Raw genomic sequence first — 14,373 nt, forward strand, 5'->3', positions numbered from 1 at the left:
CAGTCCGGACGGTCGGACCGCAGTACGTCACTCACTCCTGTTTCGTGGAGAGCCAGTAGCCGACGCCGGCCATGAGGAGGATGAAGGCGACGATAGCGCCGACGACGGTGTACGCGGCGGTCTGACCGGACCCGTCGGCCATCGTAGCGCCGCCGACGAGAATTCCGATGAACACGAGGACGGACACGATGGCAACACCCGCCTCGAGACGGGCGTCCAGCGACTCAGACATGGGAAGCGCTTTCGTCGGACCCGGGAAAAGCGCTTCGAAGCGGCGGCCGTCCGTCGGCGTCGAGCCCCCGGCGGAGAACGGGGTCGACCTCCCATCACTAGAGGGGCTGAGAACCCAAGAACACTGCGCTTTTGAGGGGTTTAGGGTGGTAGAGCCCCTCGATTACGGTATGGAATCCGCCACACCGACCGACCAGCAGAACGACGCGCGGGCCCGCCGCGCCCGTGAGGAGCGGATGGTCGTGCGTGCCGTCGGCGGTGGCATCTACGAGGTGGCGACGCCCTCCGGTAACGTCTACCAGGTGGACCTCGACGGCGGCCGCTGTACGTGTCCGGACTACCAGTTCCGGCGCACGCAGTGCAAGCACCTGCGACGCGTCGCGATGGAGGTCACCGCCAGGCGGGTCCCCGTGCCCGGCCAGCGGGAGGCGACGTGTGCCGACTGCGGCCAGACGTTCTTCACCGAGGAGAGCACGCCCGACCCCGCCTACTGTGAGGACTGCACGCTGGCCCCGGGCGACCCGGTCATCGACCGCGAGACGGGGAGTCTGCTCCTCGTCGTCGAGTCGAGTGGGGACCGCGCGAGCGAGGTCCGCATCGCCGACCGCGGCTGGTCTGTCGCCGACCACTACTCGAACCAGGGGTACGACCCCGACGACAGGGTCGTCGACGTGCTCTACCCGCTGGATCGCGGCGTCTCGCCGGAGGACATCTCGCCGCGGGACCTGAAACGCTACTCGTTCCCGCGGGGCCGCCTGCGCCGCCCCACCGAGCGACTCAGTAGTCGTCGAGACCAGTTCGTTCCGGCCCCCCAGTGAGCTCCTCGATATCCGTCCCGTCCTCGAGGGCCTTCTCCTTCTTCACCCGGTAGCTGCCGGCGTCCGTCGTGTGGAGGTCCGCGGGGTGGAAGAAGTACCAGTCCTCCCGGTCGAAGCGCACGCCGATCCGTGGTTTGGCGCCGAAGTTCCGCGCGAAGTAGACGAGCGCCTCGACCTCCTCGCCCGTGAGGTAGATGGGGTCGCCCGCGCTCGACTTCGCCTCGATGGCGTAGAAGACGTCGCCGTCGCCGGCGAGCACGTCCGGGAGTTCGCGCTCCGTCGCGCTGCCGCTGGCCGGCGCCCGCATCACGGCGAACCCGCGCTCGTCGAGCGCGTTCACGAGCTGGCGCTCTCGCCGGTTGCCTTTCGCGTTGGAATTAGACATCGCCGCCCTCCCTGCTCGCAGTCATACACCGGGCTATGCAGCGGGGGGATAGGAGGCTTGCGCCCGAGGGACAGCGACATTCTTCGGCAAGCATCCGCGAGCGAGCGGTTCGAAGAACCCGAGCGATGCGGTTCACCGAGCGCAGCAAAAGGTCCCTAGGTCCCGTGCCGCCAGCCGCTCATGTACTCGGCCTGAACCTCGGTGAGTTCGTCGAGTTCGACGCCCTCCGCGTCGAGTTTGATCTCCGCGAGTTCGCGGTCGAGTTCGTCCGGGACCTCGTGGACGCCGGCCGCGTAATCGTCGCCGTTCTCGACGAGTTCGCGCACGCAGACCGCCTGCACGCCGAAGGACTGGTCCATCACTTCGACCGGGTGGCCGAGACTGACGGGGGTGGCGAGGTTGACGAGGCGCCCCTCCGCCAGCACGTTGATGCGGCGACCGTCGTCGAGGCGGTACTCGCGGACGCCGTCGCGGACCTCTCGTTCGGACTCGGCGAGGTCCGAGAGTCCCTCGAGGTCGATCTCGATGTCGAAGTGGCCGGCGTTGGCGAGCACGGCGCCGTCGGTCATCTGCTCGAAGTGCTCCTCGACGATGACGTCGCGGTTCCCCGTGGTCGTGATGAAGACGTCGCCGATTTCGGCGGCCTCGTCCATCGACATCACGTCGTAGCCCTCCATGTGAGCCTCGAGCGCGCGCCGCGGGTCGATCTCGGTGACGATGACGTCGGCGTTCTGGCCGGCGGCCTTCTTCGCGACGCCCTTCCCGCACTGACCGTAGCCCGCGACGACGACGTCCTTGCCCGCCCACGCGAGGTTCGTCGTCATGGCGATGGAGGCCAGGGAGGACTCGCCCGTGCCGTGGACGTTGTCGAACAGCTGTTTCATCGGCGTGTCGTTGACCGCGAAGACCGGGTACTCGAGGGCGCCGTCGTCGTCCATCGCGCGGAGGCGGTGGACGCCCGTGGTGGTCTCCTCGGTGCCGCCGACGATGGTGTCGATGAGTTCGGGGTGTTCCTCGTGGACGCGGAAAACGAGGTCGCCGCCGTCGTCGACCGTGACGGAGGGGTCGTGAGCGAGGACCGCGTCGATGGCCTCGTAGTACGCCTCGTCGTCGACGCCGTGCTCGGCGTAGCTCGTGATGTCATCGTTGGCGTCGAGCGCGGCGCTGACGTCGTCGTGGGTCGACAGCGGGTTGCAGCCCGTGATGGCGACCTCCGCTCCGGCGTCCGCCATCGTCTCGACGAGCGCGGCGGTCTTCGCCTCGACGTGGAGCGCCATCCCGACGGTCTCGCCGGCCAGCGGCTGGTTCTCGACGAACTCCTCGCGGAGCGCGGTGAGGATCGGCATGTGTTCGAACGCCCAGTCGATCTTCTTCCGCCCGGACTCCCGGGCGGCCTCGACGTCGTCGAGGTGGTCGCTGATCGGCGACGCAGTTGTCATACGAACGCGGACGGCGACCGAACCCAAAACCCTACCGAAGCCGTCAGCGCCGTCCGACATCGCTCGGCCGACGGCGGTGCCGCTGCTGGCCAGTTCGATGCTGTCGATACGAGCCCGACTGCCGAGTTCGCGCCCGCAGAAAGCGAGTGCCGCTACGGCGGTCCGTTGCCGTTACCGCCGCCGTTGCCGTTACCGCCTGCATTGCCGTTGCCGCCGCCGTTACCGTTGTTTCCGCCGTTGTTCCCGTTGCCGCCGGCGTTCCCGTTACCGTTCCCGTTGTTGCCGTTCGCTTCCGCGTCGGACTCGTCGGAGTCGTCACCGTCGTCCTTCGGCCCGGGGTCGACGTGGTCCGGGCGGTTGTCCGCGCCGGGGTTGTTGTCGACGACGAACGCCGACACCGTCTGCCCGCTCATGTTGCCCTCCTCCTGGAGGGAGGCGACGAACGCGGAGACCCGAGCGCCGAACGTGTCGAGTTCCTCGGAGTCGTTCTCCTCGGTCTCGTTCGTCTCCTCGGTCGGCGCGACGAGGTCGAGCGTGGTCGACCCCGTCGCGTTGTCCACGGACGCCGTCACGGAGACGGAGACGTTCTGGTCGGGTGCCGCCAGCCCGACGGTGCCGTTCTCGTCGGTGACGTAGTCGCCGCTGCCGGCGTACGTCGAGTTGTTCAGTGCTTCGACGGTGACTGACGCGTTCGCCACCGCGGACCCGTTCTCGCTCACCGTCACCGTGACGGTACCGTCCGTCGCCTGGTCGCCGCCGACCGCGAGGTCGTCGGCCGCCATCGCTCCACCCGGAACGACGGCGACGACCGCGACGACCAGCGTTACGACCAGTAATGTGTGCCCTGTGTTCCGCATTGCGACTAGATAGTTACCAGCAACGGTGGCATAAGGCTACTGGCCGATTCGGGTTCTCGGCGCCGCTTGCCGTCGTCTTCGGGCGGTTTCGTGCGTTCTGCGACTCGCCGGGGTCGGGCTCTCCGAGGTGTTCTGTTACGCCGCTCGTTCGGCGACGGCGGCCGCACGGGACGCCGCGCGCTCCCGGACCGCGTCCTCGTCGAGGGTCAGCACCGCCCGGTCCCGCATCAGGACGTCGCCGTCGCAGACGGTGTGGCGGACGTCGCTCCCGCCCGCGGCGTACGCGAGGTGGGAGACGTAGTCGTGGACGGGCGTGAGGTGGGGCGCGGAGAAGTCGACGACCGCGAGGTCCGCGTTCGCGCCCACCTCGATGCGGCCGGCGTCGAAGCCGAGCGCCCGCGAACCGCCGGCAGTGGCCATCTCGACGGCCGCCTCCGCGGGCACCGCGGCGGCGTCGTCCGCGGCGAGTTTACCGAGCATCGCGGCGTCACGGAGTTCGTCGAAGAGGTCGAGGTCGTTGTTCGACGCCGCGCCGTCGGTGCCGAGCGCGACGTTCACGCCTGCCTCGCGCATCGCCTGGACGGGCGCCATCCCCGAGGCGAGTTTCATGTTCGACGCCGGGCAGTGGACGACGCTCGCCGAGCGCTCCGCGAGCAACTCGACCTCGCTGTCGTCGGTGTGGACGCCGTGCGCGAGGAAGTCCCCGGGTTCGAGCAGCCCCACGCTGTCGGCGTACTTGAGGGGACGAACGCCGCGCTCGTCGACGATGGGGTCGACCTCCGCGGTCGTCTCGTTCGCGTGGAAGTGCACTGGCACGCCCGCCTCGCGGGCCTGCCCGACGAACTCCCGGAGGTACGCCTCGCCGACGGTCGTGAGGCTGTGGGGCATGTACGCCGTGCGGATGCGTCCGCCCGCCGCGCCGTCGAACTCCAGTGCGACCTCGATGCTCTCCTCGTTGTCCGCGACTGCGTCGTCCTCGTCCTTCCCGATGGTGACGACGCCGTGGCCCAGTCGCGCCCGCACGCCGGCTCTCTCGACGGCCGCCGCGACCTCCGGCACGTGGAAGTACATGTCCGCGAACGCCGTCGTCCCGGACTTGATCATCTCCACGAGCGCGAGGTCCGTCCCCGCCCGCACGTCCTCGGCGCCCAGCTCCGCCTCCGCCGGCCAGACGTCCTCCTGCAGCCACGCCTCGAGGGGTTTGTCGTCGGCGTACCCCCGCAGCAGCGTCATCGCCGCGTGGCAGTGGGCGTTCACCAGCCCCGGCATCACCAGGCAGCCGTCGGCGTCCAGTCGCTCGTCGCCCTCGGACACGTCGCCCACGTCGAGAATCTCGCCCGCCTCCTGGTCGACGAGCACGTCGCCTTCCACGACGGTCATGTCCGGTCGGAGGACCCGTCCGCCCGCGACTCGCAGTGTGGTCATGGGTTCGGCTTCGGCGGTTCGCGGTGTGAATCTGTCGGGTTCCGCGTTCGTGATTAGTGTTCGGGGATTTCGCTTCGGCTGACTACCCCGCCTCAGAAGCCCCCGCGGTCTCGGGTCGAGAGACTCACTGCGCTCCTCACTCCCTTCGGTCGTTGCGGTGCTTGCGCCGTCTGTCTTCCCCGAGACCGCGGCCCCTTCCATTCCCACCCACTGCCGGCTGACCAACCGGCGATGGGCGGACTGAAAGGGGCGGCGCACTCGGTGAAGGCGGACGACGCAAGCACTGGACTGAACGAGCGTAGCGAGTGAAGGAAGCGCGCAGCGAGTCCCCCGAGTGCGCCGGGGCTTTCGGGTGTGGTAGTCGGCCGGACTGCCATTTCCCACGAATCCGCCACCAGACCACGTCCTGCCACAAGGAAAACCTAGTTCCGGGTGCCACGCCTACACCGCTCACATGCGAATAGCCGTGCCCAACAAGGGCCGTCTCCACGACCCGACGCTCGACCTCCTCGACAGAGCCGGTATCGGCGTCGAGAACGGCGCGGACCGACAGCTGTACGCCGACACGGTCGACCCCGACATCACCGTGCTGTACGCGCGAGCGGCCGACATCCCGGAGTACGTCGCGGACGGCGCGGCGGACCTCGGCATCACGGGCCTCGATCAGGTGCGGGAGTCCGGGGTGAGCAACGTCGCGGACCTGCTCGACCTCGACTACGGGAAGTGCCGGCTGGTGCTGGCGGCGCCCGAGGACGGTGACATCACCGAACCCGCGGACCTGGACGGGAAGACCGTCGCGACGGAGTTCCCGCGGGTCACCCGGGACTACTTCGAGGGGGAGGGCGTGGACCCGGACATCGTGGAGGTCACGGGGGCGACCGAACTGACGCCCCACGTCGAGATGGCCGACGCGATCGTGGACATCACGTCGACGGGGACGACGCTGCGGGTGAACCGGCTCGCCATCGTCGACGAGGTGCTCCAGAGTTCGGTGCGGCTGTTCGGCCGCGAGGACGTCGTCGACGACTCGAAGGTCGAGCAGGTCGTGACGGCGCTCCGGTCCGTGCTCGACGCGGAGGGGAAGCGCTACCTGATGCTGAACGCGCCCGAGGAGAACCTCGAGGCCGTCGAGGACGTCATCCCGGGGCTCGGCGGCCCCACCGTGCTCGACGTCGACGAACCGGGGACGGTCGCGGTGCACGCCGTCGTCGAGGAGCGGGACGTCTTCGAGGCGGTCAACGCCCTCAAGGGCGAGGGCGCGTCGGGCATCCTGGTCACCGAGATTGAGCGGCTCGTGGAGTAGCTACCGGAGGCCGTCGCCGACGTTCTCGCCGACTCTCACGGCGTAGCCGACCAGCGGGTACGCGACGAAGCCGACGACGCTGAGCGCGGCGAGCGCGAGCGAAGTGAGCTGCTGGTCGTGTGGTGACCCGCTCGCGAGCGTGAGGACGGCGGCGACGGTCGGTGCGATCCACACGCCCGCGAGCAGTTCCGGTCGGTCGAGGAAGTAGTACGCGGAGAGGGCGAGTACGGCGAAGATCCCGAAGACGGCGGCGACGTCGGCGCTAGACCGGGAGACGAACGAGGCGACGTAGGCGAGGAGGGCCGCCAGCAGGGCGAGTGCGCTTCCGCGGAGCGCCTGGCGGTCGTAGTCGTTCATACGCGCCGGTACACAGCATCCGACAAAAAGTTCGGGCGGGCGTTCTCCCTGCGTGCGAATCTACCCGGGCGCGGTGCCGAGCAGCGCGAGCAGGTTCGCGGCGAGCAGCACGAGCGCGAGCGACACCACGTAGTGCATCACGACGACGAGCAGCGCCGTCCGGTACTTCACCCGGTAGACGGCGTGGACGGCGACGAGGTCGGCGGTGAGGCCGACTGCGACGATGACCAGTGGGCTGTAGCGGACGAGCGCGATGGTGACGATGGCGGGCGCGAGGCCGACGAGGAACGCGCGCTTCCAGGGCACCTCGCCGAGCACGTAGGTCGCCGCCGCGTGGGCGGTGAAGCTGAACAGGAGCCAGCCGGCGAGGAACGTGCCGACGTACTGGGCGAGCGTCCCCGGGCTGGGCTGGACCGCGAGCGGGACCACGGCCTACTCGAGGAGGCCGAGCTCTTCGAGCCGGGAGACGATCTTGTCGACGGCGTGTTCGGCGTCCTCGGGCTTCTTCCCGCCGGTGATGACGAGCTTCCCGGAGCCGAACAGCAGCGCGACGACCTCGGGTTCGTCGAGGCGGTAGACGAGGCCGGGGAACTGCTCGGGCTCGTACTCGATGTTCTCGAGGCCGAGGCCGATGGCGATGGCGTTCAGGTTGAGCTGGCGGCCGAGGTCGGCGGACGTGACGATGTTCTGGACGACGATCTCGGGTTCGTCCTCGACCTGGATGGAGAGTTCGCGGAGCTTGTCGAAGACGATGCGGAGGCTCTCGTGGACGTCGTCGGTCGACTTCGCGCCGGTGCAGACGATCTTCCCGGAGCGGAAGATGAGCGCGGCGCTCTTCGGTTCCTGGGTTCGGTAGACGAGGCCGGGGAACTGCTCGGGGTCGTAGTCGGCGCCCTCGAGGTCCATCGCGACGCTCTGGAGGTCGAGTTCCTGGCCGATTCCCGTCGAGGCGACCACGTTTTCAATGTTGATGGTTTCCTTGGGGTCGGTCATCGTTCGCCTTAAATCACGTATTTAAGGCTTATAAAGGTTGGTAGTCCCGGTGACTTCCGCTCAAGTACTCCGGCGGTCATCGGTAGCCTGATTGGCCGCGGGCGCGGACCTGGGGGCGTGTACGTCCTCGAACTCGGCGGTGACGACGATCAGTTCGCCGCCGCCGAAGCCGCGGCCGCCGCCACCGAGGTCCGCGTCGTCGCGCCCGGTCTCGCCGTCGCCAGCGACGTGGACCGCGAGCGCTTCCGCGGCCTCGCGTACGCCCACCGCGCCGGCGACCACGTGGCCGACACCGACGCCAGCGTCGACACCGCGGCGGACGCCCTCCGGACCGCCGATGTCGACTGCGAGGGGTCGGTCGCCGTCCGCGCCCGGGACGTCCGCGGCACCGCGGGCGTCGACACCCAGCGCGCCGAACGCGAACTCGGCGGCGTGCTCGTCGACCGCGGCTTCGCCGTCGACCTCGAGGACCCCGACCACGAACTGCGCGCGCTATTTGCGGAGGATTCCGCCTACCTCGCCTGGCTCGCCGCCGAGTCCGTCCGCGACTACGGCGACCGCAAGCCCACCGACCGCCCGTTCTTCCAGCCGGGGAGCATGGACCCGCTGCTCGCCCGCGCCGTCTGCAACCTCGCCCGCGTCGAAGCCGGCGACCGCGTCCTCGACCCGATGTGCGGGACCGGTGGCGTGCTCGTCGAGGCCGGACTGCTCGGCGCACGCCCCCTGGGGACGGACGCCCAGTCGAAGATGGTCCGGGGCGCCCGCCAGAATCTCGCGCACTTCCTCGACGACTACGACGTGGCGCGCGCCGACGCTACCAGCCTCCCGCTCCGGGACGACAGCGTCGACGCAGCAGTGTTCGACGCGCCGTACGGCCGGCAGTCCAAGATCGAGACTCACGACCTCGCGGACCTCGTCGGCGGCGCGCTCGCGGAGGTCCGCCGCGTGAGCGACCGCTGTGTCCTCGTCGCGGACCGCGACTGGCGCGACGAAGCGGCGGACGCGGGGTGGACCGTCGAATCCCGGTTCGAGCGCCGCGTCCACCGCTCGCTAGTGCGGTACGTGCTCGTGCTGGAGTGAGGGTCCGCCTGCTGAAGACTCGCTGCCGACGTGATCGCTTGAAAGCCCTCGGCACGCTCGCGATCGCTCGCCAGCATATCGCTCGCTGCGCTCGCGATAGTGGCTGCCGAGGCGACCAGACAAGCGCGAGCGTGCCTCGCCCTTTCAGTCCACCAGGCGACCGGTTGGTCGACCGCCGACACACGCCGGCCACGTGACAGCGTCTGTCGGACGGCTTCGTAATCCAAAATCGAGATTCCGAGAACTACAGATCCGTTCGGCTACACTCCAGCAAGCTTCACTTTCGAAGTGAAAACCGCATTGAACGATGCGTGTGTACGCTCGAACATGGCACAGGAGACGTCCGCGCTCTCCCCGCGACTCGCGCGCGCCGCCGACTGGGGCGTCTACGCGCTCGTCGTCAGCACGCTACTTGGCCTGCTCGCGTTCCTCACCAACCCCGTCCCGGACCCCTCGTTCCCGTGGGCGACGCTCCCGGCGTCGCTGCGCCTCCCGGTGACACAGCCACGCATCGAGCACTGGCCCGTGACGTACACGCTCGCCGTCTGGACGTGGGTGTTCGCGCTCCCGCTCGCGTTGCTCGCGGTCTATCGGCGGATCGCACCGCGGATTGGTCTCGGTGCGAGCGCGTGGCTCGTCGGCCTCCCGGCGGCGCTGATGGTCGTGCTCACGACGTACTGCCGGTTCTTCTGGCCGAAGCTCCACCCCGCGTCGTGGAACGCGCCCTCCTACACGTTCGCCTGCTGGGGCTACTGCTCGTCGTACGTACCGGCGTGGAGCAACCTGGCGTACCTCGTCGCGGGGCTCGGCGTCGGCGCGTTCCTGCTCGCTCGCCAGCGCAGCGACCGCGGGCGCCTGGTCGCCGGCGCGTTCGGCGTCCTCGCACTCCCGCTCGGCCTGCCGGCGCTCGTCTACGCGCGACGGACCTCCGTCCGGTAGTAGTTGGCCACGGCGGCGACGACGAACGCCGCGGCGCTCACGGCGAGCGCGGTGGTCTGGTTCTCGGCGATGGGCTGGAGGTCGAGCACCGCGAGCGCGACGACGGCGAGCACGTAGCCGAAGAAGCAGACGAACCACACCGAGTAGTACTCCAGACCGACCTGGTCGGTGACGACCGCCCAGCCGACGACGAACCCCGGACCGAGAATCAACAGCGGCCCCCACCACGGGGTGTTCGCGCCGGCGATCGCACTCAGGAGCACGGTCGCGGGCAACGCCACCATCAGCATCGACCCGAGTACGACGCCGACTCGTTCCAGGGTGTCGGGAAGGGACACAGGCGGTATCCGGCGCCCCACGTAGAAAAGCTACCGCCCGAGTTCCGCGAGCAGGCGGCCGAGCTGGATGCGGTCGCTGTTCCCCTGCGTGAGGTCGAACTCCACGTCGCCGGCGAGCACGTGGAGCGCCGCGAGTTCGTCGCCGGAGTACCGCGAGCGTCCGACGCGGAGCAGGTCCCGCAGGACCTCCTCGCCGTCCATCCCCTCGTCGACGAGCAGGTCGTCGAGGGTCTTCCGGGCGTCCGTGAACTCGCCGGCCTCGGCGTCGTCGAGCATCGACTCGACGGCGTCGTCGGAGCCGACCTCCTGGAGCGTCTCGTAGGCGGCGTTCATCGTCACCTCGCCCTCCTGCTCGGCGGTCGTCTGGGCGCCCAGCACGGCCTTCCGGAGGTTGCCGTCGGCGTAGCCCGCGACGAACTCCAGGCCGTCCTCGTCGTAGTCGACGCCCTCCGCCTCGACGATGTCGCGGAGTACGGCGACGATCTCTTCGGGCGTGGGGGCCCGCATCGACACCGGGAAACACCGCGAGTGGATCGGCGGGATGAGCTTCGAGGGCTGCCGGGTCCCGATGACGAACTGCGTCGCCTCGTGGTGGCGCTCCATCACGCGGCGCAGCGCCTGCTGGAAGTCCTCGCGGATAGCTTCGGCGTTGTCCAGTAGGATGGTGTTGTACTCCCCGGAGACCGGCGCGTAGCTCGCCGTCTCCTTGAGCACGTGGTTGATGAGGTCGGCCTTCGAGGAGTTCCGGCGGCGCTTCGAGGAGATGAACGACGCGAACCGGGGGTCCTCGCTGATCTCCTTCTTCGTCATGCCGAAGAAGTCCGCGACGTTCAGCTCCACGAGGTCGTTGTCGGGGTCCGCGTGCGCCTGCTCGGCGAGCGCGCGCACCGCGGCCGTCTTCCCCGTGCCCTCGGGGCCGTACACCACGAGGTTCACGGGTTCGTCGACGGCCTCCTGGAGGCGGTCGCGCACGTCGGCCTGCGGGATGTCCGCCAGCGACGGCGCGTGCGTGTCTATCCACAGCGGAGCGTCCATCACTGCGGGGTAGCCGCCCGGCGGTCAAGAATCGGTCGGTTGGCGGAGGCGGAACTGCCCGAAGCCGTGACGGGGGTCGCCCGTCAGGCAGTCGTGTTGGTCTCCGTCTCGTCGGGGGTCACGGTGGCAGCGTCGACGACCAGTTCACCGTCGACGAGGTCGGGGCCGTCTTCCACCCCGCCGGACGTGACGAAGTCGAAGGTGCTGGTCGCGTTGCCGGCGTCGGTCTGGTTCGTCTCGACGTGCGGCACCGCGACGACCGTCTCCGTGTCGCTCAGCGTCACGTTTCCGAAGTCGGCGCCGGGCACGTCTCCGTACAGCGTGACGTTGACGTCCTCGTGGTAGCCGGCTTCGAGGTAGTCGGAGACGCCGACGACGGTCTCCGGCCCGGCCGACGCGTTCGCGTCGAGGACGCTGTCGTCGTGGAGGGCGACGTAGCCGCCCTCGGGGACGAACACGGAGTCGACGGTGAACGTCCCGCCGGTCACGTTCTGGTCCTCGACGTCGACCGCGGACTCGTTCGTGACGTCGATCACGTCGAACTCACTGGAGTTCTCCGTGGTGACGCCGTGGATGTACGTCGCGTTCGGGACGCCCGTGGTGTCCACCTCGAACGTCACGGTCGTGGTCTCGCCGGCTCCGACCGCGACCGTCTGGTGCACCACGACGTCGACGTCCCCGTCTTCGAGGCGGAAGGCGACGTCCTCCTCGCGGTTCTCGCCACCCTCGTTGGTCACCGTCGCGTCGACCGTGACGTTGCTGCCCGGCACCGCGTACCCGGGTGCGTCGAGGTCCTCGACGACCAGGCCGCCGGTCGCCGCCTCGGTGTCGTCGGTCGCGCCGTCGTCCTCACCGGGCGTCGTCTCGCCCGCGAAGGTCACCTCGGCGGAGTCGGTGACGGGTTCGCCGTCGACGAGGTACGGACCGTCCTCCTGGCCGTCACTCGTGACGAAGTCGAAGGTCGGCGACTCCTGCTGTTGCTGCTGGGCAGCGCCGAACATCGCGGTGGCGTTCCCGTCGGTTGTGTTGTCGTCCGTGGTGTCGTTCGTGCCGCCGTTCGGCGTCTCTGTGGTCGTCTCCGTCGTAGTCGTCTCCGTCGTGGTCGTGTCTGCCGTAGTCGTGTCCGTCGTTGTGGTGGTCGTGTCCGTCGCCGTGGTCGTCTCGTTGTCGTCCGGCGTGGTCGTCGGCTGGCCGCCCTGGTCGGTGTCGCTGGTCTCCTGGTGGGCCATCGCCACCAGCGTCTCCGTGCCGTTCACGGCGGTGTTCTCGAAGTCGGCGCCGGGCACGTCCTCGTACAGCGTGACGGTGACGTCCTCGTAGCTACCCGCTTCGAGGTAGTCGGAGACGCCGATTACGTCCCCGACGGTGTCGTTCGCTCCGCCGGTAGTGGCGTGGACGGCGACGTAGCCGCCCTCGGGGAGCGTGACGTTCTGGATAGTGACTGTGTTCCCCGTCGCGGTCTGGTCGTCGAACGTCACGCTGGCGTCGGCCTGCTGTAGCGCGTTCGAGGCGTCTGTCTGTGGTGCGGTGCTCTGTGTCGTCGTCGGCGCCACGAACGCGGCCGCCGCCACGCCGCCAGAGAGTGCGACCATGGCGGCGACAGCGACGACGCCGAGCGTTCGGATGTGTCCAGCTGTGGGCATCTGCAATCGGGGTGATACGTACGGTCGGCCAATAAACCGAAATCATAGTTAAGCCGCTTTTCGGACTATACAGGGCTGCTACTGCCGGAACAGGCCGACGGTACTGCTCGACAACCCGACCGTACTCCGTCACAATCGTGTCGTACAGGCAACTTCTCTCTCCTCGGCGGCCGACCGGTCGCCCGGCTATCGGTGTCGTTTTGCGCTCGGCCCGACCAACTCGTAGCATGACGCTCCAGGTGACGTTCCTCGGGACGAGCGGCGCCATCCCGACGACGGCACGCAACCCGAGCTCGGTGTTCGTCCGGCGCGAGGGCGAGGCGTTCCTCTTCGACGCTGGCGAGGCGACGCAGCGCCAGATGATGCGCTACGGCACGGGCTTCGACGTCTCCGACGTGTTCGTCACGCACGCCCACGGCGACCACGTCCTCGGACTCCCGGGACTCGTCCAGACGTGGGACTTCAACGACCGCGAGGACACGCTGACGATCCACGTCCCCCGGGGTATCGGCCGCTCGGTCCGACAGTTAGTGTTCGCCATCGGCGGGGACGTCGGCTACCCGGTCCGCGTCGAGGAGGTCGACCCGGGGGAGGTCGCTCTCGACCGCGAGGAGTTCGAGGTCCGCGCGTTCCAGACCGACCACCGCACCACATCCGTCGGCTACGCGCTCGTCGAGGACGACCGGAAGGGCCGCTTCGACCGGGAGCGCGCGGAGGAACTCGGCGTCCCCGTCGGCCCGAAATTCTCCCGACTCCACGACGGCGAAGCGGTCGAACTGGACGACGGGACGGTCGTCCGCCCGGAGCAGGTCGTCGGCGACCCGCGGCCCGGTCGCACGCTTGTCTACACGGGTGACACGCGGCCCCACGACGCAGTGGTCGCCGCCGCCGAGGGCGCCGACCTCCTGATCCACGACGCGACGTTCGCCGACGACGCCGCCGACCGCGCCGCCCAGACCGGCCACTCGACCGCCGGCGAGGCAGCTGACGTCGCCACTCGCGCCGGAGTCGCGGCGCTCGCGCTCACGCACATCTCCTCGCGGTACGCGGGCGACGCTCGGGAGATCAGGGAGGACGCGGAGAAGGCCTTCGACGGCGAGGTGTTCGTCGCTCACGACGGCCTGGAGTACGACGTGCCGTTCCCCGACGCCGAGTGACCTGGCGGTCACTCGACCCCGCGATCACTTCGTTCTCGCGGACGCCGAATAACTCCGTTATTCGAGCCCACAGTCGCTTCGCTCCTGCGGACGCCGACTGACGGCGGCGCTCGGCCCGAGTACTACGTCCGTTCCTTGATCTTGTCGGCGAGTTCCACCGCACTCGCGCGCTTCTCGCCGACGATCGCGCCGACGAGCGCGCCGACGCCGCCGCCGGTGCTCGCGGCGTTCCGGCTGATCGCGCCGCCGACCGCAGCCCCGACGGCCGCACCCATGGCAGCGTACTTCGCTCGACTCATCGCGACTTTGAGTTGACCTCTCATACGGTTGTATTGGAGCACGAGGCGGATAAACTTACTCGCCGAGCGATGGG

17 protein-coding genes are annotated in these 14,373 nt (G+C 69.0%); 5 read left to right on the plus strand and 12 right to left on the minus strand.

The window, feature by feature from the left end:
- Positions 1–31 precede the first annotated feature (31 nt).
- Positions 32–232, minus strand: coding sequence for a DUF7472 family protein (locus LT965_RS07740; protein WP_232703445.1), 201 nt, complete (start codon positions 230–232; stop codon positions 32–34).
- Positions 233–401: 169 nt separating this feature from the next.
- Here LT965_RS07740 and LT965_RS07745 point away from each other — a divergent pair, with 169 nt between their 5' ends.
- Positions 402–1,049, plus strand: a complete 648-nt coding sequence (locus LT965_RS07745) for an SWIM zinc finger family protein (RefSeq protein WP_232703446.1) — start codon at positions 402–404, stop codon at positions 1,047–1,049.
- Here the strand turns inward: LT965_RS07745 and hjc are convergent.
- The 4 genes from hjc to LT965_RS07765 all read right to left on the minus strand — a co-directional run bounded on the left by hjc (position 1,009) and on the right by LT965_RS07765 (position 5,155).
- On the minus strand, positions 1,009–1,434 hold the full coding sequence (hjc, locus tag LT965_RS07750) for a Holliday junction resolvase Hjc (RefSeq protein WP_232703447.1): 426 nt from the start codon (positions 1,432–1,434) through the stop codon (positions 1,009–1,011). The genes LT965_RS07745 and hjc overlap by 41 nt on opposite strands.
- 155 nt (positions 1,435–1,589) lie before the next feature.
- Positions 1,590–2,873 carry an adenosylhomocysteinase gene (locus tag LT965_RS07755; RefSeq protein ID WP_232703448.1) on the minus strand — a complete coding sequence of 428 codons (1,284 nt, stop codon included), beginning with the start codon at positions 2,871–2,873 and terminating at the stop codon, positions 1,590–1,592.
- 152 nt (positions 2,874–3,025) lie between these two features.
- Positions 3,026–3,730 carry a hypothetical protein gene (locus tag LT965_RS07760; protein ID WP_232703449.1) on the minus strand — a complete coding sequence of 235 codons (705 nt, stop codon included), beginning with the start codon at positions 3,728–3,730 and terminating at the stop codon, positions 3,026–3,028.
- Positions 3,731–3,865: 135 nt separating this feature from the next.
- On the minus strand, positions 3,866–5,155 hold the full coding sequence (locus LT965_RS07765; RefSeq protein ID WP_232703450.1) for an amidohydrolase: 1,290 nt from the start codon (positions 5,153–5,155) through the stop codon (positions 3,866–3,868).
- Positions 5,156–5,609: 454 nt separating this feature from the next.
- On the opposite strand from LT965_RS07765, the gene hisG reads away from it, so the two are divergent.
- Complete coding sequence (gene hisG, locus LT965_RS07770; RefSeq protein ID WP_232703451.1) at positions 5,610–6,458, plus strand: ATP phosphoribosyltransferase; 849 nt, start codon at positions 5,610–5,612, stop codon at positions 6,456–6,458.
- Here the strand turns inward: hisG and LT965_RS07775 are convergent, their stop codons facing one another.
- From LT965_RS07775 to LT965_RS07785, 3 genes are read right to left on the minus strand one after another with little or no spacing between them, the layout of a single operon-like run.
- Positions 6,459–6,815, minus strand: coding sequence for a hypothetical protein (locus tag LT965_RS07775; protein ID WP_232703452.1), 357 nt, complete (start codon positions 6,813–6,815; stop codon positions 6,459–6,461).
- Between the two features lie 60 nt (positions 6,816–6,875).
- Positions 6,876–7,244 carry a DUF7473 family protein gene (locus tag LT965_RS07780; RefSeq protein ID WP_232703453.1) on the minus strand — a complete coding sequence of 123 codons (369 nt, stop codon included), beginning with the start codon at positions 7,242–7,244 and terminating at the stop codon, positions 6,876–6,878.
- A gap of 3 nt (positions 7,245–7,247) precedes the next feature.
- The gene (locus LT965_RS07785) at positions 7,248–7,808 is read right to left on the minus strand and encodes a TATA-box-binding protein (RefSeq protein WP_232703454.1); all 561 of its coding nucleotides are present in this window, start codon (positions 7,806–7,808) and stop codon (positions 7,248–7,250) included.
- Between the two features lie 117 nt (positions 7,809–7,925).
- On the opposite strand from LT965_RS07785, the gene LT965_RS07790 reads away from it, so the two are divergent.
- Together LT965_RS07790 and LT965_RS07795 are read left to right on the plus strand one after the other, a co-directional pair.
- The gene (locus tag LT965_RS07790) at positions 7,926–8,888 is read left to right on the plus strand and encodes a TIGR01177 family methyltransferase (protein ID WP_232703455.1); all 963 of its coding nucleotides are present in this window, start codon (positions 7,926–7,928) and stop codon (positions 8,886–8,888) included.
- Positions 8,889–9,215: 327 nt separating this feature from the next.
- Positions 9,216–9,827, plus strand: a complete 612-nt coding sequence (locus LT965_RS07795; RefSeq protein WP_232703456.1) for a hypothetical protein — start codon at positions 9,216–9,218, stop codon at positions 9,825–9,827.
- Here the strand turns inward: LT965_RS07795 and LT965_RS07800 are convergent.
- The 3 genes from LT965_RS07800 to LT965_RS07810 all read right to left on the minus strand — a co-directional run bounded on the left by LT965_RS07800 (position 9,800) and on the right by LT965_RS07810 (position 12,843).
- Positions 9,800–10,165: a hypothetical protein gene (locus tag LT965_RS07800; protein WP_232703457.1), complete on the minus strand. Its 366-nt coding sequence runs from the start codon at positions 10,163–10,165 to the stop codon at positions 9,800–9,802. The genes LT965_RS07795 and LT965_RS07800 overlap by 28 nt on opposite strands.
- A gap of 30 nt (positions 10,166–10,195) precedes the next feature.
- The gene (locus LT965_RS07805; RefSeq protein WP_232703458.1) at positions 10,196–11,200 is read right to left on the minus strand and encodes an AAA family ATPase; all 1,005 of its coding nucleotides are present in this window, start codon (positions 11,198–11,200) and stop codon (positions 10,196–10,198) included.
- An 83-nt stretch (positions 11,201–11,283) separates the two neighbouring features.
- Entirely contained in the window at positions 11,284–12,843 is a 1,560-nt protein-coding gene (locus LT965_RS07810) for a DUF7282 domain-containing protein (RefSeq protein WP_232703459.1), read from the minus strand.
- Positions 12,844–13,070: 227 nt separating this feature from the next.
- Between LT965_RS07810 and rnz the strand changes: the two genes are divergently transcribed.
- Positions 13,071–14,000, plus strand: coding sequence for a ribonuclease Z (gene rnz / locus LT965_RS07815; protein ID WP_232703460.1), 930 nt, complete (start codon positions 13,071–13,073; stop codon positions 13,998–14,000).
- A gap of 122 nt (positions 14,001–14,122) precedes the next feature.
- On the opposite strand, the gene LT965_RS07820 is transcribed toward rnz, so the two are convergent.
- Positions 14,123–14,323: a glycine zipper 2TM domain-containing protein gene (locus LT965_RS07820; protein ID WP_232703461.1), complete on the minus strand. Its 201-nt coding sequence runs from the start codon at positions 14,321–14,323 to the stop codon at positions 14,123–14,125.
- Positions 14,324–14,373 lie beyond the last annotated feature (50 nt).

The organism is Halobacterium wangiae, from assembly GCF_021249345.1.
Classification (GTDB): domain Archaea; phylum Halobacteriota; class Halobacteria; order Halobacteriales; family Halobacteriaceae; genus Halobacterium; species Halobacterium wangiae.